Origin of the sequence: Bifidobacterium apicola, from assembly GCF_042846865.1 — a bacterium.
Classification (GTDB): domain Bacteria; phylum Actinomycetota; class Actinomycetes; order Actinomycetales; family Bifidobacteriaceae; genus Bombiscardovia; species Bombiscardovia apicola.
In genome coordinates, this window is sequence record NZ_BAAFQQ010000001.1 from 1,891,180 (window position 1) to 1,909,320 (window position 18,141).

Annotated in this window: 14 protein-coding genes and 1 riboswitch; of the genes, 9 read left to right on the forward strand and 5 right to left on the reverse strand. The window is 59.2% G+C overall.

Annotation, left to right across the window (positions count from 1 at the left end):
* Positions 1 to 87 precede the first annotated feature (87 nt).
* On the forward strand, positions 88 to 1,707 hold the full coding sequence (gene groL, locus ACGG9J_RS07880; RefSeq protein ID WP_110452364.1) for a chaperonin GroEL: 1,620 nt from the start codon (positions 88 to 90) through the stop codon (positions 1,705 to 1,707).
* A gap of 203 nt (positions 1,708 to 1,910) precedes the next feature.
* On the opposite strand, the gene ACGG9J_RS07885 is transcribed toward groL, so the two are convergent.
* Complete coding sequence (locus ACGG9J_RS07885; RefSeq protein ID WP_390135130.1) at positions 1,911 to 2,204, reverse strand: WXG100 family type VII secretion target; 294 nt, start codon at positions 2,202 to 2,204, stop codon at positions 1,911 to 1,913.
* A gap of 264 nt (positions 2,205 to 2,468) precedes the next feature.
* Between ACGG9J_RS07885 and ACGG9J_RS07890 the strand changes: the two genes are divergently transcribed.
* The 6 genes from ACGG9J_RS07890 (at position 2,469) to ACGG9J_RS07915 (ending at position 10,058) form a co-directional block, all read left to right on the forward strand.
* Positions 2,469 to 3,068, forward strand: coding sequence for a TPM domain-containing protein (locus ACGG9J_RS07890; RefSeq protein ID WP_390135132.1), 600 nt, complete (start codon positions 2,469 to 2,471; stop codon positions 3,066 to 3,068).
* 4 nt (positions 3,069 to 3,072) lie between these two features.
* Complete coding sequence (locus ACGG9J_RS07895; protein WP_390135134.1) at positions 3,073 to 3,831, forward strand: response regulator transcription factor; 759 nt, start codon at positions 3,073 to 3,075, stop codon at positions 3,829 to 3,831.
* A 19-nt stretch (positions 3,832 to 3,850) separates the two neighbouring features.
* Positions 3,851 to 5,776, forward strand: a complete 1,926-nt coding sequence (locus tag ACGG9J_RS07900; RefSeq protein WP_390135136.1) for a sensor histidine kinase — start codon at positions 3,851 to 3,853, stop codon at positions 5,774 to 5,776.
* Between the two features lie 86 nt (positions 5,777 to 5,862).
* Positions 5,863 to 6,252 (forward strand): cold-shock protein, encoded by a 390-nt coding sequence (locus ACGG9J_RS07905; RefSeq protein ID WP_390135138.1) that lies wholly within the window; start codon positions 5,863 to 5,865, stop codon positions 6,250 to 6,252.
* A gap of 68 nt (positions 6,253 to 6,320) precedes the next feature.
* The gene (locus ACGG9J_RS07910; RefSeq protein ID WP_390135140.1) at positions 6,321 to 7,307 is read left to right on the forward strand and encodes a DUF3027 domain-containing protein; all 987 of its coding nucleotides are present in this window, start codon (positions 6,321 to 6,323) and stop codon (positions 7,305 to 7,307) included.
* A gap of 102 nt (positions 7,308 to 7,409) precedes the next feature.
* Positions 7,410 to 10,058 (forward strand): ATP-dependent Clp protease ATP-binding subunit, encoded by a 2,649-nt coding sequence (locus ACGG9J_RS07915; protein WP_390135142.1) that lies wholly within the window; start codon positions 7,410 to 7,412, stop codon positions 10,056 to 10,058.
* Between the two features lie 417 nt (positions 10,059 to 10,475).
* Here ACGG9J_RS07915 and ACGG9J_RS07920 read toward each other — a convergent pair whose 3' ends face one another.
* From ACGG9J_RS07920 to ACGG9J_RS07935, 4 genes are all read right to left on the reverse strand, one after another.
* Entirely contained in the window at positions 10,476 to 12,908 is a 2,433-nt protein-coding gene (locus ACGG9J_RS07920; RefSeq protein ID WP_390135144.1) for an energy-coupling factor transporter ATPase, read from the reverse strand.
* 33 nt (positions 12,909 to 12,941) lie between these two features.
* On the reverse strand, positions 12,942 to 13,568 hold the full coding sequence (locus tag ACGG9J_RS07925; protein ID WP_390135146.1) for an ECF transporter S component: 627 nt from the start codon (positions 13,566 to 13,568) through the stop codon (positions 12,942 to 12,944).
* Positions 13,553 to 13,687: riboswitch (FMN riboswitch) on the reverse strand. Its footprint overlaps the gene before it by 16 nt.
* Before the next feature lie 517 nt (positions 13,688 to 14,204).
* Positions 14,205 to 14,978, reverse strand: coding sequence for a histidine phosphatase family protein (locus ACGG9J_RS07930; RefSeq protein WP_390135148.1), 774 nt, complete (start codon positions 14,976 to 14,978; stop codon positions 14,205 to 14,207).
* A gap of 64 nt (positions 14,979 to 15,042) precedes the next feature.
* The gene (locus tag ACGG9J_RS07935) at positions 15,043 to 15,822 is read right to left on the reverse strand and encodes a nitroreductase family protein (protein WP_390135150.1); all 780 of its coding nucleotides are present in this window, start codon (positions 15,820 to 15,822) and stop codon (positions 15,043 to 15,045) included.
* Positions 15,823 to 16,016: 194 nt separating this feature from the next.
* On the opposite strand from ACGG9J_RS07935, the gene ppgK reads away from it, so the two are divergent.
* Positions 16,017 to 16,787 carry a polyphosphate--glucose phosphotransferase gene (gene ppgK, locus ACGG9J_RS07940; protein ID WP_390135152.1) on the forward strand — a complete coding sequence of 257 codons (771 nt, stop codon included), beginning with the start codon at positions 16,017 to 16,019 and terminating at the stop codon, positions 16,785 to 16,787.
* Between the two features lie 75 nt (positions 16,788 to 16,862).
* The gene (locus ACGG9J_RS07945) at positions 16,863 to 18,044 is read left to right on the forward strand and encodes a pyridoxal phosphate-dependent aminotransferase (protein ID WP_390135154.1); all 1,182 of its coding nucleotides are present in this window, start codon (positions 16,863 to 16,865) and stop codon (positions 18,042 to 18,044) included.
* Positions 18,045 to 18,141: the final 97 nt, after the last annotated feature.

Consider the following 18,141-nt stretch of genomic DNA (forward strand, 5'->3'; position numbering starts at 1 on the left):
GAGTGATAACACGACAGCTGACGGTCGAGTTCCGTTCCACGCCGACGGTGGGTCATGAAACCTCAAGCCATGACGGAGGAAGCAATAATGGCAAAAATCATCGAGTATGACGAGGAAGCTCGTCAGGGCATGCTTGCCGGCCTGGACAAGCTGGCCGACACGGTCAAGGTCACTCTGGGCCCCAAGGGCCGCAATGTGGTGCTGGACAAGTCTTACGGCGCACCGACCATCACCAACGACGGCGTCTCCATCGCCAAGGAGATCGACCTGGAGGATCCTTACGAGCGCATCGGCGCCGAGCTGGTCAAGGAAGTCGCCAAGAAGACTGACGACGTGGCAGGAGACGGCACCACCACCGCTACTGTGTTGGCTCAGGCCCTGGTCCATGAGGGTCTGAAGAACGTGGCCGCCGGGTCCAACCCCATCGCTCTGCGCCGCGGGATCGAGAAGGCTGCTGACGCCATCGTCAAGGAGCTCGTGGCCCAGTCCAAGGAAGTCGAGACCAAGGACCAGATTGCTGCCACCGCCACCATCTCTGCAGGTGACCCCGAGATCGGCAATGAGATCGCCGAGGCTCTGGACAAGGTCGGTCAGGACGGCGTGGTCACCGTCGAGGACAACAACCGCTTCGGACTGGACCTGGAGTTCACGGAGGGCATGCGCTTCGACAAGGGCTACATCGCTCCTTACTTCGTCACCAACAACGACGACCAGACCGCCGTTTTGGATGATCCTTACATTCTGCTGACCTCGGGCAAGGTCTCCAGCCAGCAGGACGTGGTCCACATCGCAGAGCTGGTCATGAAGACCGGCAAGCCGTTGCTGATCGTGGCAGAGGACGTGGACGGCGAGGCGCTGCCCACCCTGATTCTCAACAAGATCCGGGGCACCTTCAACTCCTGCGCCGTCAAGGCTCCTGGTTTCGGTGATCGCCGCAAGGCCATGCTGCAGGATATGGCCATTCTGACCGGTGCACAGGTGGTCTCCGACGAGCTCGGTCTCAAGCTGGACTCCATCGACATGAGTGTGCTGGGCACCGCCAAGAAGGTCATCGTCTCCAAGGATGAGACCACCATCGTCTCGGGCGGCGGTTCCAAGGATGAGGTATCCGCTCGTGTGGGCCAGATCCGCACCGAGATCGAGAATACCGATTCCGACTACGACCGTGAGAAGCTGCAGGAGCGGCTGGCCAAGCTGGCCGGCGGCGTGGCCGTCATCAAGGTCGGCGCAGCCACCGAGGTCGAGGCCAAGGAGCGTAAGCACCGCATCGAGGATGCTGTCCGTAACGCCAAGGCCGCCATCGAAGAGGGCCTGCTGCCCGGAGGCGGCGTGGCTCTGGTTCAGGCTGCTGCCAAGGCCGAGAAGGATGTCAAGCTGGATGGCGATGAGTCCACCGGCGCATCCATCGTCTTCCGCGCCATCGAGGCCCCCATCAAGCAGATTGCCGAGAACAGCGGCGTCTCCGGTGACGTGGTCATCAACAAGGTTCGTTCGCTGCCTGCTGGCCAGGGCTTCAACGCTGCCAACAATGAGTACCAGGACCTGCTGGAGGCCGGTGTGGCCGACCCCGTCAAGGTGACCCGCTCCGCGCTGCAGAACGCGGCCTCCATCGCCGGGCTCTTCCTGACCACCGAGGCTGTCGTGGCCAACAAGCCTGAGCCTCCGGCACCTGCTGCCGGCCAGCCTCAGGGCGACATGGGCTACTGATCCCTGAATCGGTCGGGCTTTCCGGCTGATCTTGGCGGATCACCAAGGACAGGGGGCCTGTGCACCGGACAATGGTGCGCAGGCCCCCTGTTTTGTTTTCTGCTATTGCGTCATTGGTTTTCCCTGTCTGGGTTTTCTGGATCTGGCATATGTCTGCCAATGGTGAACCAGCCGGAATCTGAATGCATGCATCGGCCTGATGCTTAGGCTCCGGCGAAGAGGCGGGTAGCCTGGGCTTCTGTGTCCGCATAGAGAGCCGATGCCTGGGTCAGGGCCGCCTGGATGCCTTCAAGCGCTTGTTCCATCTGGGCCTGAGATGCGCGCCACTGCTGGGCCACTGTCGCGAATTGGCTGGCGGCCGAACCCTGCCAGACGCTTTGCAGGTTGTCCAGATTGGCGTACATTCCAGCCACGGCATCTCTGATGGCACCTATCGAGCCGCTGACCGCGCCGGAGGCCATCTGTATCTGATCCGAATCAACTTGGAACCGTGTCATGGTTGTCCTTTCCGTGAATGGCGGTGATGGTGGGGGAGTTCAAAGCCATCAACCGCTACTGTGGACACTATGACAGTGTTTTCGCAGTTGCCTCGTCCGTGCGCAGATGTGGTCGAACCAGTTCCCCTCCACCACAAGACGAGTGCTGCCTTCCTTTCGTCCATGAGGCGGGTTCTGGCTTTCTTGCTCTTGATGGTCTTGACGGTCTGCATTCTTGGGCCGGTCATGGCTTTTGCCGATGAGCCTGAAACCGGAGCCGGAACCATGACAGACACGATCGCCGATCCGCAGAATCTGCTGGGTTCGGACGTGGGATCCGTAAAGGATGCGATCAAGGAGACCGCAGAACAAACTGGTGTATCGGTCCGACTGCTTTACCTGCCGCATTTCTATGAAGGCGTTAAACCAGAGACTTGGGCATCTCGGGTACTCGAATCGATGAAGCCTGCAAACGACACGGTCATGCTGGCCGTGGCCTCTCAGGACGGCAAATTGGTCGTGGCGGTCTCCAGCAACTCGCAGGATTGGCTCAAGGACCAATCCAGCGTGGATCAGCTCTCGCAGGCTGCTTTGGAGCCGGTCACCAAGGGCCGCAATCCCGACTGGGTAGGCTCGGCCAAGGCCATGATGACCCAGGTGAAGGCCCTGGATCAAAACCATCGGCATCACAGGGTCATGATCATCGCTCTTTCGGTGACGGCTGTGGCCATAGTCATTCTGGGCGTAGCCGTGGCGATCTGGTGGCGTCGCAGCAGCCGAAGCGGGGCTCACCATCGCAAGTCCAGCTCTGCTAAGAAGGTTCCACGCCCGACAGAGACGGTCAGCAAACTATCAGACAATACCCAGAAAGACACGGCAAGCTGAAGCTATGAGCAAACCGACGCAAGCACAACTGGTCGTGGTCGACGACGAACCGTCCATCAGGGATCTGCTGGTGGCCTCCCTGCACTTCGCGGGCTTTGCGGTCGAGACCGCAGCATCCGGCTCCGAGGCCATTCAGGTCATCGAGCGCATCCAGCCGGACCTGATCGTCTTGGATGTCATGTTGCCCGACATCGATGGGTTTACGGTCACCTCACGTATCCGTCAGGAGGGAATCGATGCGCCGGTGCTCTTCTTGACTGCCAGGGACGACACCCAGGACAAGGTCATGGGACTCACTGTGGGCGGCGATGATTACGTGACCAAACCCTTCAGCCTGGAGGAGGTTGTGGCCAGGATCAAGGCCATACTGCGCAGGACACGCGAGCACCAGGAAGACGACCCGATCATCCGCGTGGGCGATTTGGAGATCAACGAGGATTCGCACGACGTCACCAGGGCCGGCAGACCCATCGACCTGAGTCCGACCGAATACAAGCTGCTGCGTTATCTGATGGACAATGAGGGACGCGTGCTCAGCAAGGCCCAGATTCTGGACCATGTCTGGCAGTACGACTGGGGCGGCGATGCGGCCATCGTGGAATCCTACATATCCTACTTGCGCAAGAAGGTGGATGGCATCACCATCAGCGACGGCCAGGGCGGGGAGCGCAAGGTTACCCCGCTGATCGAGACCAAACGGGGCATAGGTTACATGATCCGTGCACCCAGGCAGAACGCATTGGACGGCGGCGATGGCGACTAGCCCCAAGGGGCCGACTCCCATGGCAGAACCGTCTGCCGCTCCTGACCTGAGGTCGGCTGACAGGTCCGGATCTTTCATGGGTCCGGACTCCGGCAAGGCAGCCGGCTCCAGTAAGCCGAGCGGCCGGCCCATGCCCAGGTCGCCGCTGGCTGCCATTCCCCTGAGCACCAAACTTGTGGCCAGCATGCTCATCCTGCTCATCGTGGGCACGGTGGGCGTTTCGGTGGCAATCTGCCAGATGGCTGACGACTATCTGATGAAGCGCACGGACTCTCAGCTGATCCGCCAGGCAAACCTGGGCATCCGCAATGCCACCCTTTTGCGTCAGGAGGATCTAAGCAAGAACGGCCTGGGGCCCACAGACTACTTCCTGCAGATCCGCGACGGCGACCTGCACATCATCTCGGACGATCTGAACCCCATGCAGGTCAACGGGGTCGTCTCCCGCCCCCGTCTGCCAGCCGACGGCAGCCTGGGTTCGATACCTCTGGGACAGCCGACCACGGTGCCAGCCTATGTGCGGATTTCTAAACAAGCCTCTCCCGACCGCGACAATCTGAAGCGAGCCAAGGCCTCTTGGCGAGTGGTGGCCATGCAGTGGAAGCTGCGCAATGAACTTGACGGTTCCGAAATCAGCGGCGTGCTCTTCATCGGCCTGTCCATGAGCGACCAGGATGAGGCTGTGCACGATCTGACCGCTTTCTGTATGGTCATCTCTGCCGTGGTGGTCCTTCTGGGCGGCATCATCTCGGTTCTGCTGATCCAGTCCACCCTGGTTCCGCTTAAACGCATCGAGAAGACGGCTGCAAAGATAGCGGCCGGTGATCTTTCCCAACGTATTCCCAGCTTCCCGGAGAATACCGAGGTGGGTTCCCTGGCAGCATCTCTGAACGCCATGCTGGCGCGGATCGAGCATTCCTTCGAAGAGCAGCGCCAGACCACCGAGAAGATGAAACAGTTCGTTTCGGATGCCAGCCACGAGCTGCGTACTCCTCTGGCCGCCATCCACGGCTATGCAGAGCTCTACAGGATGCAGCGCGACTATCCAGGGGCTCTGGAGCGGGCAGACAAGTCCATTCAGCACATCGAGGACTCTTCCACCAGGATGACGGTCCTGGTCACGGATCTGCTTTCGCTTGCGCGTCTGGATGAGGGCCGGGGGATCGACCCGACTCTGCCGGTCGACCTGACCGGACTGGTGCGAGACGGGGTGGATGACTTGCATGCGCTGGACCTGGGCAGGCAGGTGGCTACAGGAAAGGTTTGTCTGCATACCGAGGATCAGCCTGCCTCCCAGGTGATGCCAGTCACGGCCAACAAAGGACTGTCAGGCCTCAGGGGGCGCGGCAAGGAGAAAATCACGGTGGGCGGGCATCTGGGTCCAGCGGTCAGCCTGGATATTCAGCAGGGCCCCCTGCCCTCGGTACAGGTGACCGGCGATCCCAACCGCTTGCGTCAGGTGATTACCAACATCGTGGGCAATATCCATCGCTACACTCCGTCTGATTCGCCGGTCCAGGTAGGATTGGGACTCGTCAAGGCAACTATCGCTCCAGCGGATCTGATGCGGTTGGAGGCCACCGACTCCTCCCTGGGACGCCTGACTGAGGCGATCCAGGTAGCACAGAACAGCCATGTCGGCACTGACTACGCCATCATCCGTGTGATTGATCACGGGCCCGGCGTCCCGGAGGAATCCAGATCCAGGCTCTTCGAGCGTTTCTATACCGCCGACCCGTCCAGGGCTAGGGAGAAGGGCGGCACCGGGCTAGGTCTGGCCATTGTCCAGTCCATTGTCAAGGCCCATCAAGGATTCATCTGTGCCTCGCAGACTCCGGGGGGCGGTTTGACCTTCACCATCGTCATACCCCAGGGCATCAGCGTGGATCAGGGGCGCGTTGAGATTCAGACTAACCCTGCCGCAAATCGTCCCGTACGCCTATGACAAGAAGAGTCGTCCTGCCCGTCCCGGTCAGGTAAACTGATCTCGGATATACCTGTTCAAGAAGCAACGTAAGGAAGTGGCAGAGCATGCCCAGCGGGAGAGTACGGTGGTACGACGCCAAGCGGGGGTTCGGGTTCATCACGGACGAACAAGGTGGGGATGTCTTCCTGCCCTCATCAGCCCTGCCTGCCGGTGTATCCACCATACGCAAGGGATCCCGGGTGGAATTCTCGGTGGCCGAGGGTCGCAAGGGCCCCCAGGCCCTGGATCTGAAGCTGGTGGGACCGACCCCCTCCATTCTGCGTGCCAAGCGACCCGATCCGGACGATATGGCCGCCATCGTGGAGGATCTGATCAAGCTGCTGGATTCTGCCGGCAATGGACTGCGTCGGCACCACTATCCGGGTCGGGCTGAGTCTGCCAAGCTGGCCACCCTGCTGAGGGCTGTGGCTGATGACTTCGACGTGCCGGAATGAGCGGACGGCGAGAAGAATCCGACGTGGATCGGTCTGATCCGGTCCCACTGATGATGAAGGTGTGATAGATGGTTCAAGAGGACCTGGATCCTGAGGAACTGGCCAGGCAAGTGGCTCTGAGCGTGGCTGCCGACAGCGATGAGGTCGGTGAATTGGTCGGCAGCACCATGATCGGGGGTGGAGTCTGGGACTACCGGTTCGCCTCGGCCATCAAGGGCTATGAGGGCTGGCAGTGGTCGGTCACTCTCTACCATGATGAGGATGCCGATACCTGGACTGTGGATGAATCGTCGCTGGTGCCTACCGATGCGGCCCTGCAGCCCCCGGCATGGGTTCCTTGGAAGGATCGCCTGCTGCCCTCGGATCTGAGCGTGACCGATGCCATGGGAACCGATCCCGACGACCCTAGGCTGACAGCAGGATACAAGCCTGTGCAAGCTGGGCCTCGGCATCCCGAAGACAATGAGCAAGGCCTGAACGAATCAGGTTCGGTCGTTGGTGACGGGACTGAGCAGGAGACCGATGGCGCGGTCTTCCATTTGGTAAACCCGTCAGGTCAGGGGGGAGAGGTTCACGAACAGGAATCGAAGGACCATGCTTCTGCCGATACGCAGACTGCGACCGCTGACCTGGATGAGGCCGTCGACCGTTTCGCCCTGAGCCGTCGGCACTTGATGACCGTCGAGGCCAGGACTGCCACCGCCAAGCGCTGGTACGAAGGTCAGCACGGTCCCAAGTCCCTGTCGACCCGGACAGCCAAGGGCAAGGCCTGCGAAACCTGCGGCTTCATGATTCCTTTGGCAGGCGATCTGGGGACCATGTTCGGCGTGTGTGCCAATCGTTGGAGCCCGGATGATGGGCGCGTGGTCTCCCTGGATCACGGCTGCGGCGAGCATTCCGAGATCGAGCCTCAGGAGGAATCCCATCTCTGGGTCCAGTCCCAGCCGGCCTATGACGATCTTCATATTGATGTGGTCAGACAGCAACCTCGCGATGAGCGCCCTGAGGTGGAACTCATGGAGCAGATGCAGTCAGAAGACGGCTCAGAGGAATGATTCCAAGGCCTTGTTGCGTTCATAGCGCAATCACCGGCGGGCCGAGAATAAACGTCACCGCAAATCTGTAGAGTGAATTACGGATCAAAGGGAAGGACAAGTATGTTCGAACGGTTTACCGACCGTGCGCGGCGGGTGATTGTGCTGGCGCAGGAAGAGGCCCGCACCCTGCAGCACAATTACATCGGCACCGAGCACCTCCTCCTGGGCCTGATCAGGGAGGGTGACGGTGTTGCCGCCAAGGCCCTGGCCTCCAAGGGTGTAGAGCTTGATGCCACTCGCAAACAGGTTGAAGAGATGATCGGTAAGGGCAACGCGGTTCCCAATGGACATATCCCATTTACGCCGCATGCCCGTCAGGTCCTGGAGTTGTCGCTGCGCGAGGCTCTCCAGTTGGGTCACTCATATATTGGCACCGAACACATCCTCCTCGGCCTCATCCGCGAGGGTGAGGGTGTCGGAACCCAGGTGCTGATCAAGATGGGCGTGGATCTGGGCGATCTGCGGACTGCCACTATTGACATGATTCGCGGCAACCATGAAGGCGGCGACGCTGGCAAGGGCGATCTGGCCAATGCCGGCGGCGTTTCCAACAAGAGCGGACAGACCGGTTCGGCCATCCTGGACCAGTTCGGCAGGAACCTGACCCAGGAAGCCGCTGAAGGCAAACTGGACCCCGTCATCGGCCGCGCTAACGAGATCGAGCGGGTCATGGTCGTCCTGTCCAGGAGGACCAAGAACAACCCGGTGCTGATCGGCGAGCCTGGCGTAGGCAAGACCGCCGTAGTCGAGGGTCTGGCGCAGAAGATCCATGAAGGCGATGTGCCTGAGACGCTCAAGGGCAAGCAGGTCTACTCGCTGGATCTGGGCTCCATGGTGGCCGGTTCCCGCTATCGGGGCGATTTCGAGGAGCGTCTGAAGAAGGTGCTCAAGGAGATCAAGACCCGGGGAGACATCATTCTCTTCATCGATGAGATTCACACCATCGTTGGGGCGGGTTCGGCCGACGGTGCTTTGGGCGCCTCTGACATGCTCAAGCCGCTGCTGGCCCGCGGCGAGTTGCAGACCATCGGAGCGACCACTACCGACGAGTATCGCAAGTACATTGAGAAGGATGCGGCTCTGGAGCGGCGCTTCCAGCCCATCCAGGTCTCTGAGCCCACCATTGCCCAGACCATCGAGATTCTCAAGGGGCTGCGCGGCCGCTATGAGCATCATCACCACGTCACTATCACCGACAAGGCCCTGCAGTCGGCCGCTGAGCTTTCTGCGCGCTACATTCAGGACAGAAACCTGCCTGACAAGGCTATCGACCTGATCGATGAGGCCGGCGCACGTCTGCGCATCAAGCGGCTGACCGCTCCGCCGGAGCTCAAGGAGCTGGACGCCAAGGTGGATCGCATCTCCACCCAGAAGGACCAGGCCATCAAGGACCAGGACTTCGAGAAGGCCGCTCAACTGCGTGACAGCCAGGAGAAGCTGGAGGCCGAGCGCAAGGAGAAGGAGAAAGCCTGGCACGAGGGCGAGTCCGACGTCAAGATGGTTGTCGACGAGGACGTGATTGCTGAGGTGGTCTCTTCGACAACCGGCATCCCGGTCTTCAAGCTGACTCAGGCCGAGTCCAAGAAGCTCCTGGGCATGGAGAAGGAGCTGCACAAGCGGATCATCGGACAGGATGAAGCCGTATCCGCTCTGTCCCGTTCCATCCGCCGTACCCGTGTGGGCCTCAAGGACCCCAAGCGTCCCGCAGGTTCCTTTATCTTTGCTGGTCCCACTGGCGTGGGCAAGACTGAGCTGGCCAAGGCTCTGGCCCAGTTCCTCTTTGATGATGAGGATGCCCTGATCCGTGTGGATATGTCCGAGTTCTCCGAGAAGTACTCCACCTCTCGCCTCTTCGGAGCCCCTCCAGGGTACGTAGGATACGAAGAGGGCGGCGAGCTGACTGAGAAGGTCAGGCGCAAGCCATTTTCCGTGGTGCTCTTCGACGAGATTGAGAAGGCCCATCCGGACATCTTCAACACCCTTCTGCAGGTGTTGGACGACGGTCATCTGACCGATGGGCAGGGTCGCTTGGTGGACTTCAAGAACACCATCATCATCCTGACCACCAATCTGGGAACCCGCGACATCGCCAAGGCGGCCAATACCGGCTTCAACGTGAGCGGCAATACCGAGACCTCCTACCAGAGGATGAAAGACCAGGTGACCAGCGAGCTCAAGCAGCAGTTCAGGCCTGAGTTCCTGAACCGCCTGGATGACATCATCGTCTTCCAGCAGCTGACCGAGCCTCAGGTCCGTCAGATCGTCGATCTGGACATCGCTCAGCTTAACGATCGTCTCTTCGAGCGCCATATGTCCTTGGATCTGACCGACAAGGCCAAGGATCTGCTGGCTGAAAAGGGCTTCGATCCTCTCCTGGGTGCCCGTCCTCTGCGCCGCGTCATTCAGCGGGATATTGAGGATGCCGTCTCCGAGAAGATCCTCATGGGCGACCTTACGGATAATGAATCTGTCCAGGTCGATGCCGAAGGCGAAGGTATCCTGGGCGAATTCACTTTCACGGGCAGGCCCTTTGAGGGGCCTAAACATGCGGCCAGCTCTGTCGATGAACAGGACCAGAAATCCGAACTGGTCGGCGCTTCGGTGGGTTCTTCCGAGGCTGACCGTCCATCAACAGGCGAGAGCGACAGCCGGAGCCAAGATGGTCAAGGATCTGAACAGTCCGGTCAGAGTCCGACTGACAATGACTGAGATACGGTATCCTGTCGGCAATGTCTGACACGGTTGACTGAAGAGGGGCTGGAGCACATGGACTGTGTTCCAGCCCCTCTTACTTTGTGCTACCGAGAATTTGTGCTGATCTCTGCGGTGTTGTTCCTGAGAGATCACTGAGAGTTAGTGACGTCCATTGGCATCATGAGCTTGACATTTGTTTTTGCCTTACGGGTCCGTCGAGAAACTCGCCCATTTTCTTATGCCGGCATATAGCAGTTTTGACATTGACGGTGACTGGCTCTAGCGTTCCCAACCCAGCATTCATAACACTTGTTTAGTCAAACAGCCGATGAATCAGGCATTTGTGTAGAGAAACACTTGGGCGCGGCACGGAAGAGCCTTTGAGGACGTTGAAAGAATAACTGGCCTAATTGCTTGACCTAACCGGGCATCTCAGAGCAGGGGATGCAGAAGCAGGGCTAGCAGATAGATGGCCATGAGTGCGATGAACAGGATGTCTATTCTTTCCAGTCGCAGCAGGCGGTAGTGGGTGCGCTGTTGACGGCTGCCCTCATAGCAACGGGCATCGAGGGCCTTGCTCAGGTTATCAGCGTGGCGCAGGGCTCCGGCGAAGACGGGGACCGTAATGGCTATGGCCGCATGCAGGCGTTGCGAGAGCGAGCCGGACTCGATGGATCCGCCACGGGCGGCCTGGGCTTCCACGATGGCCTGAACCTCACGTCCCAGGGTGGGGATGAAACGCAGAGCGAGCGAAAGAACCAGGGCGATCTCATTGGTGTGGATGCCCAGCTTGGACAGTGGGCTCAGCAGGGATTCACAGGCATCGGTCATCTGTGTCGGGGTGGTGGTCTCCACTAGGAGGGCCCCCAGAAAGATGATCAGCATGAAGCGGCAGGCATAGAGTACAGCCACCCAGATGCCGCCAGCAGTCAGTACGAATGGGCCCCAGGCAGCCAGTCTGCGGCCTGTTTGTGTGACCAAAAGATTGAACAGGGCCAGCAGAAGCATGAGGACCAGAAAACCCTTGACCGAGTTCAAAATGGAACGCAGTGGGGCCCGGGCGGCGGCAAAGAGACCGACAGTGACCACCAGCGCCAGAACAAGTTGCGCTGGTGTGGAGATGGCGAAAGCAGTGAACATGGCTAGAAGGAAAGTCACCAGCTTGGCTCGCGGGTCCAGCCTTGCCAGCAAGGAGAGGGGTTTCTGGTCGGCTTGAGTGCAATCCGCTTTCTTGCCAGTAGTTTCTTTGCCAGCGACTTCCTTCTGCCCTGCATCTGTTGCAAGCAGTTGGTGGTAGCGCTCCACTACTTCAGTAGTAGGTCCATAGGCCAGTGTTTCTCCATGCTCCAGAAGCAGGGTCTGGTCGGCCAGATCCAGGGCTTCCCGATCGGCGTGGGTGCTCATAACGATAGTGATTCCACGCTGGTGGAGCACTTGAAGCAGTCTCATGATGCGTGCGCAGGCCTGGGGGTCGAGACTGGCGGTGACCTCGTCCAAAACCAGCAGTTGCGGGCTGCAGGCTACGACTCCGGCAATGGCCACCAGGCGCCGCTGACCACCCGAGAGGTCGAAGGGGGAGCGGTCGGCCAGATCTCCAATGCCCAGAAGCTTCATAGCCTCATCCACGCGCTGCTGCACCTGTTCGGGCCCATAGCCCAGGTTGTGCGGACCATAGGCGATATCTTGGGCAACAGTATCCGCGAAAAGCTGATGTTCGGGATATTGCATGACATAGCCGACTTTTTGGCGCAGAAGCTTCAGATTCTGGCGTCGCAGATGCTTGGCCTTGGGCCGGTCGGGTCCGGCCAGGGGAAGGCCGGCCACCTGGATGGATCCGCTGTCGGGAGCGGCCAGCGCACAGATGAGTCTGGTCAAGGTGGACTTGCCAGATCCGTTGCGCCCGATAATGGCCAGGGTCTGTCCTGCCGCCAGCTCCAGATTCACCTGGCTGAGGGCTTTGCTGCCGGCATCGGGAAAGCTGTAAGAGACGTCCGACAACTTGACCATGGTGTCGGTCCGTCTGTCGGCCGTGGTCTTCGCGTCCGTATCTAATGCCCTGCTGCGGGTCAGCGGATTTCGGTCCGGTTCTCCAACAAGGGCAGGCAGATCCTGCCTGTTCAGAATCTGATCAGGTCTTCCAGAGGCCACGATGCGCCCATGGTCAAGCACGAGAACCCGATCAGCCCGTCTGGCTTGTTCGAGCAGGTGGGTGATGTGGACGACAGCTGTGCCCTGGGCTGTCAGCCGGCAGAGGATTGATTGGATCTCCTGCCGGCCGGCCGCATCGAGCATGGCTCCAGGTTCATCCAGCACCATCATGCCTGGATTCATGGCCAGGCTGCCGGCCAGGGCCAGGCGTTGCTGCTGTCCGCCAGACATGCGGGTGGGATCGTCATTCATCCGTGTCTGTAGATCTACCTGGTTCAGGGCTGCTGGCACGCAGGAGAGCATCTTTTGGCGGGGCAGGCCCAGATTCTCAGGTCCGAAAGCCACGTCGTCCTGGACGACAGTGGTCACGATCTGATCCTCTGGGTTCTGAAAGACCATGCCAATGCTCCGCCGTGCCTGTCGGTAGGCCTCTGTGTCGATCTGTCGGCCTTGATCCGGGGTATCGGAGCAGACTGCCCGGCCCATAAGCTCGACCTGGCCGTGGTCAGGTGCCGTCGCACCTGAAAGGATATTTCCCAGCGTAGATTTGCCGGAACCATTCGCTCCCAGAATGCACAGATGCTCTCCTGCATGCACTTCCATGGACAGTTGGTCCAAGGCCCAGGTCTGGCCTCCGTCATAGGAGAAGGAGACTTGACTGAGACGGGCGACTGTTGCCTTTGAACCCGCTGAATCCGAGACTGTGGATTGGGCCATGGATGCTCCCATGACGTTCCGAACCGCCCTAGCCTACTTGTTGATCAACGTGGAGATGGGCTTGTAGATCAGGAAAGTGACCACGCCGTGGATGGCGAATTTCATCAGGTTGAAGGGCAGGAGGATCGGCACGATCATGGCGACCACCTTGGCCATGGACATGTGCGCGTAGAAGGGGGTGATCACCACGTTGCACAGGATGGCTGCGATCACGCCCAGAATGGCGCCGGAGACGATCCCGATGACTGCCCCCTTACGGCTGTGCATCCTGCGGTAGGCCAAGGCTGCCGGCACGCTCAGCGCCAGGGCCACGATCATCGAAATCAGAGCGCCGAAGGGGTTGGTGAACAGGTGCGGGACGAATCCCAGGATGGAGATGATGGCGGCAGCCGCCGGACCAAAAGCAAAGCCGCATACCAGGACGACGATGCCTGAGGGGTCGTATTTGAGCCAGGGGGCGGCAGGAAAGATCGGGAAGGAGAAGAAGCTCAGAACCATGGCGAGGGCTACGAAGAGCGCGTAAACCGCGATCCGCTTGGTCGACCAGCGTCCTGAACCGCCTGCACCTGTGGAGTGGACATCGTTGAAGCGCGTGTCCTTATTTGCAGTGGTGTGTGAATGAGAATTGGGCATGCTCATAGAGGGCCTCGTTTCTTCCATCCGGACTGTAACCGTTGGCTTCGGACTTTGACCGATATCCACCGCTTGCGCGGGTCGCGGGCTCCCGGCATTCAGCCGGATACCGCCAGTAAGGACTTTCACCTTCCCTGAAACTGACAATTTCAATATAGCTGTGGTCCTTGTAATGGTCAATTCCCTCTCGCTGCTGGTGCATTTCCAGACAAGCCAGGAGAAAATAAAACCGTCTCTCATACAACTGTTGCCATGCACAACGAATATACGGTTGTCGAAAGTTCGCAATGCTGCAAGGAGGTTGGAGCCAGGCGAGGATGGGAGACCGTTGCTGTGCGCGGATGAAGCTGTGCATCCGGCGTTGGCTGGATAAAACGGTGATAGGGATGCTGAAGGTGACGAATCCCAAGCGGATGATCTGGAATGGATCAGAAGAATACTGACCAGCAGCTCTTTTCGCTCAGCCGATGACCTGGTTTGTAAGTACTGCGGCGACGTTTCGGTCTACATCCGCTATCAGGTCGGTGACGGGGAAGACGCGCTGAGCATAGAAAGGATGGTTGGGTTCGCGACAGATATCGCACGATCCTGATTGGAGATCTATGGAGCCCCTCAAGGGCCGACCAGCTGGGGGAATGCAGCGCGTCTATACAAATCTGCCTGCTACTCTTCCTGCCTTCCTGCCTGGAAGTACTCCATGGAACTGACTGGTCCCGCCAGGTGGAAGCCGTCATCCCCATAGACGACCTTGGTGACCGCGGTGTTGTCCATGTCAGGGATGGTGCAGTGGTCGTCGATGGCCACCAGGAACTGTTGCAGGCACATGCCGGAGGAGACCACCAGGACAGGCCCGCCGCCCTCTTCGATGGCAGACTGGGCGATGCGCGTCAGTGCGCCGATCATTCTGCTGCGAACCTGGGCCGTGGTCTCAGCCCGGTCCTGTTCTTCCAGTCCTGTGGACAAAACGTCCAAGGCATCCAGCCGATGGAAGGTGTCCTGCATATGGATGGGGATGTTTCTGCCGTAGGCTGCCTTGGCTGCAGCAAAGTCCCTGAATCCCATGGCGGCGCAGACTTGGTCCAGAGTGGTGCGTTCGTCCCGGCCCTCGAAACTGCCGAAATTGTCCTCGCGCAGATCGGGGTCCACGCCCACACGCAGGTCTCCATTGCCGGACATGTCAAGAGCCAGACGCGCCGTTTTATACTGGCGGTTCAGATTGCCGCTCCAGGCCGCACGGAAACGAATGGGCCGCAGGCCCCTACCGAACTGGAGCACATCCTCACGGCCCTGCCTGGTCAAGGGGAAATCGGACCAGCCCTGCATTATGTGCATGACATTGGCCGTGGTTCTGCCATGCCGGGTCAGGTAAAGGGTCACGGACTCTTCACCGGTGTTCATTTGATGATGAGGATTCTGAGATGATGCTCCATTGTTCATAGTTCATCACCCTACACGGCCCTCTTGCCGGCTCACCATAGTGCAGTTATGGGTGCAGACTTGGTTAGGATCTGATGAAATGGCCTCCGTTGCCCCAGGTCCAAACGCCGCCTCCGGCCCCGATCTGGAAGTTCATTTTGGCTATGCCCAAATCGACCGCAGAACCATAGGCGACCGAGGGATCCAGAGTGGCGCTGGCATCTCCAGATTCCTTGTCATAGGCAAAAAGCACTGGCTGCCCATTCATGGCCGAGGGTGCCTTGGCGGCGGCTGCAACGCCGGCTTCGAACCATTCCGGCGCGTCCTGGCGATCCTGCGCGCTCATGGCTGAGGTCAGCCCCTCATAGCTCTTGGAGGTCCGATGCTCGCTCTGGCGTTGGCAAAGCTTGTCGAAGTCCTGATTGCCATAGCCGACCTGATCAGCCGGATAGCCGATGGTGACCACCAGATAAAGCGACTGGCTGGGGGTAATCCGGCAGTGGCGCTCGGCCGCCTGACGGTCCCAGCTGCCCGACACCCATCCTGTCCCCAGTCCGTAAAGGGTGGCGGCAAGGACCATACGCTCGCCGTAAAAGCCGGCTTTTTCCAGACTCTCCTTATTGTCTTTAGGCCCGACCAAGGCCAGGTAATTTGCTGCGTTGGCCAGATGCCCTGAGGCGTTGTCGGTTGCGAAGGCGTCAGACTTGCCCAGGACCAGCTGCATGTCCAGGCCGCTCAGCATGTTCAGAGCATTCAAAGTGCTGTTAAGCTGCCTGGCCAGGTCCGGATCAATGGGCTTGGGGTCGTACTCTCTGGTGGTGATGCGTACGTTGACTGCATCGATGAGTTGTGTATGTTCGGTCATAGCCTCATTATCCCACTCAATTCTTTCTTGTGCAGTTTCTATAGGGAGGCGATGGCAGGTAGCACAAGGCCGGAGGAGCGGATCCACCCGTAGTCCGGCTTGTGCCGCTTTTAAAGGTTGCAGAGGCATGGTTTGGGGTACAATCGCTACCGTGCCGGTTCGGACCCTCATCTTTGACCAGCTAAGGAGCAGCAATGATTGAAACAGCGCAGGCTTTCGGAGTGGATATTGGTGGATCCGGCATCAAGGCTGCCCCTGTTGACCTGACGATCGGAGATTTTGCAGAGCCTCGCAAAAAGATTCTGACTCCTGAGCATTCCACGCCAGAGGCTGTGGGGGTTGTCGTCAAGGAGCTATTGGACCGTTTCGAAGTTCCTTCAGACGTGCCTGTGGGCATCGCCTTTCCGGCCCCTGTAAAGCCTGACAAGCCGCTCGATTTCATGGCCAACCTGGACCAGGCCTGGGTAGGCACCAATGTTCAGGAGGTCCTTTCCAAGGCTTGCGGCAGGCCTGTCAGCGTTGTCAACGACGCGGATGCAGCTGGTCTTGCCGAGGTGCAGTATGGAGCGGCCAAGGGGCAGAAGGGCCTGGTCATCGCCACCACGCTGGGTACCGGAATCGGCTCTGCTCTGATATACAACGGCGTTCTGATTCCCAACAGTGAGCTGGGTCACCTGATGCTGGACGGCAAGGAGGCGGAGAAATACGCAGCCTCTTCGGTGCGTGACCGCAAGAAGCTGAGCTACAAGAAGTGGGCCAATCGCCTGACCAAGTACTACCGTTTGCTTGAGCATTACTTCAATCCCGATTTCTTCGTCGTTGGCGGCGGTGTCAGTCGGATGAGCGAGAAGTTCCTGCCTCATATCGACATCAAGACTCCTATTGTGGCTGCCAAGCTGCGCAACCAGGCCGGCATCGTGGGTGCCGCCTATCTGGCTGATCTTCGGCAAAAGCACCTGGGGTGAAGCGGAACTTTTTCTGCCGCCATCCTGCATGGGGCGTTCAGGCGACTGCTGAATCGGATGAGGAGCTGGGCAATCATGCATTTTTCTCGCCGAACCGGGTCTGACCGCCCCAACCGCATTGCCGTGGCCGAGTCAGAGGCCCGAGTCCATGGTCTCAAGCTGGACAGGCTGAACGATTCCAATCCCACCCGTTTCGGACTGGCCCCGGCATTCCTGCCGCAAGTCTATGAGGCTGAGCCGAGGGGACCTCTTGCGGCTCGCCAGGCTTTGGCCGAGTTTCTGGCCAGGCGCCGGGGATTGATTGAGAACAATCACGGTGCAGCGGTCAATCCTGATGATCTCTACCTGCTCTCTTCCACATCCCAGGCATATTCCTGGCTGATGAAGCTTCTTTGCGACCCGGGAGACGCCATTCTGGAACCCAGGCCTGGTTACCCTTTGATTGAATCCATCGCCGGTCTGGAATGTGTTCGGACAATTCCTTACCGCCTCTCCTACGACGGATCCTGGATCCTTGATCTGGCCACGGTCAGACAGGCCTTGAAGGGACCTGAAGGTGACCGTATCCGCGCTTTGGTCCTTATCAATCCCAACAACCCCACTGGCTCCTATGTTCATCCGGAAGAACGCCGGTCGCTATTGGAACTCTGCCAGCAGCAGGGGTTGGCCATCATAGCGGATGAGGTCTTCTTCGACTATCCCCTGGATCCTCTGCCTTGCCGTGCTCGCCTGGCAGGAGAGGAACGAGTGCTGACCTTTGCCCTGGATGGGTTTTCGAAGAGCCTGGCAGCCCCACATGCCAAGGTGGGCTGGATCCAGGTTTCCGGGCCTTCGGACCAGGTTGCTGCTGCCAAACACCATCTTGATCTGATAGCCGATGATTACCTGCCCATGAGCCTTCTGATCACCAGAGATATGAAGGCCATGCTGTCGGAGATTCCCGCTCAGACCAGTCGAGTAGGGAAGCGCGTCAGAGGCAATCTTGAGATTCTTAGACAGGCATTGAGCCAAAAAGATTCCTGCGTCTCTTTGCTCAGGCCTGAGGGCGGCTGGAACGTTCTGTTGCGCTTTCCCCAGGTCATTGACGAAGAGGAACTGATTCTACGTCTGATTAGGTCCTATGGGCTGACTGGCCAGCCCGGATACTTCTTCGACATGCCAGGCAATGGATATCTGGCCCTGTCACTTCTGCCGAAATCCTTGGAATTCCGACGAAATGTGGACTCAGTCGTCTCAGCTATCGAAAAAATGTTGTGATGAAAACCCTCCTCTTGCCTAGTTTGCTCCGATAATAAGTTCGGAATGATCACCCGTCATGGAAGGGGGGGGGGAGATTGGTGGGGCTCAATGATGA

Coding starts and splice junctions, on each gene's coding strand:
- ACGG9J_RS07920 (WP_390135144.1), bottom strand. CDS start 12,908: ATGGCCCAATCCACAGTCTCGGATTCAGCGGGTTCAAAGGCAACAGTC.
- ACGG9J_RS07890 (WP_390135132.1), top strand. CDS start 2,469: ATGACAGACACGATCGCCGATCCGCAGAATCTGCTGGGTTCGGACGTG.
- ACGG9J_RS07925 (WP_390135146.1), bottom strand. CDS start 13,568: ATGGAAGAAACGAGGCCCTCTATGAGCATGCCCAATTCTCATTCACAC.
- ACGG9J_RS07905 (WP_390135138.1), top strand. CDS start 5,863: ATGCCCAGCGGGAGAGTACGGTGGTACGACGCCAAGCGGGGGTTCGGG.
- ACGG9J_RS07910 (WP_390135140.1), top strand. CDS start 6,321: ATGGTTCAAGAGGACCTGGATCCTGAGGAACTGGCCAGGCAAGTGGCT.
- ACGG9J_RS07930 (WP_390135148.1), bottom strand. CDS start 14,978: ATGAACAATGGAGCATCATCTCAGAATCCTCATCATCAAATGAACACC.
- groL (WP_110452364.1), top strand. CDS start 88: ATGGCAAAAATCATCGAGTATGACGAGGAAGCTCGTCAGGGCATGCTT.
- ACGG9J_RS07900 (WP_390135136.1), top strand. CDS start 3,851: ATGGCAGAACCGTCTGCCGCTCCTGACCTGAGGTCGGCTGACAGGTCC.
- ACGG9J_RS07915 (WP_390135142.1), top strand. CDS start 7,410: ATGTTCGAACGGTTTACCGACCGTGCGCGGCGGGTGATTGTGCTGGCG.
- ACGG9J_RS07935 (WP_390135150.1), bottom strand. CDS start 15,822: ATGACCGAACATACACAACTCATCGATGCAGTCAACGTACGCATCACC.
- ppgK (WP_390135152.1), top strand. CDS start 16,017: ATGATTGAAACAGCGCAGGCTTTCGGAGTGGATATTGGTGGATCCGGC.
- ACGG9J_RS07885 (WP_390135130.1), bottom strand. CDS start 2,204: ATGACACGGTTCCAAGTTGATTCGGATCAGATACAGATGGCCTCCGGC.
- ACGG9J_RS07945 (WP_390135154.1), top strand. CDS start 16,863: ATGCATTTTTCTCGCCGAACCGGGTCTGACCGCCCCAACCGCATTGCC.
- ACGG9J_RS07895 (WP_390135134.1), top strand. CDS start 3,073: ATGAGCAAACCGACGCAAGCACAACTGGTCGTGGTCGACGACGAACCG.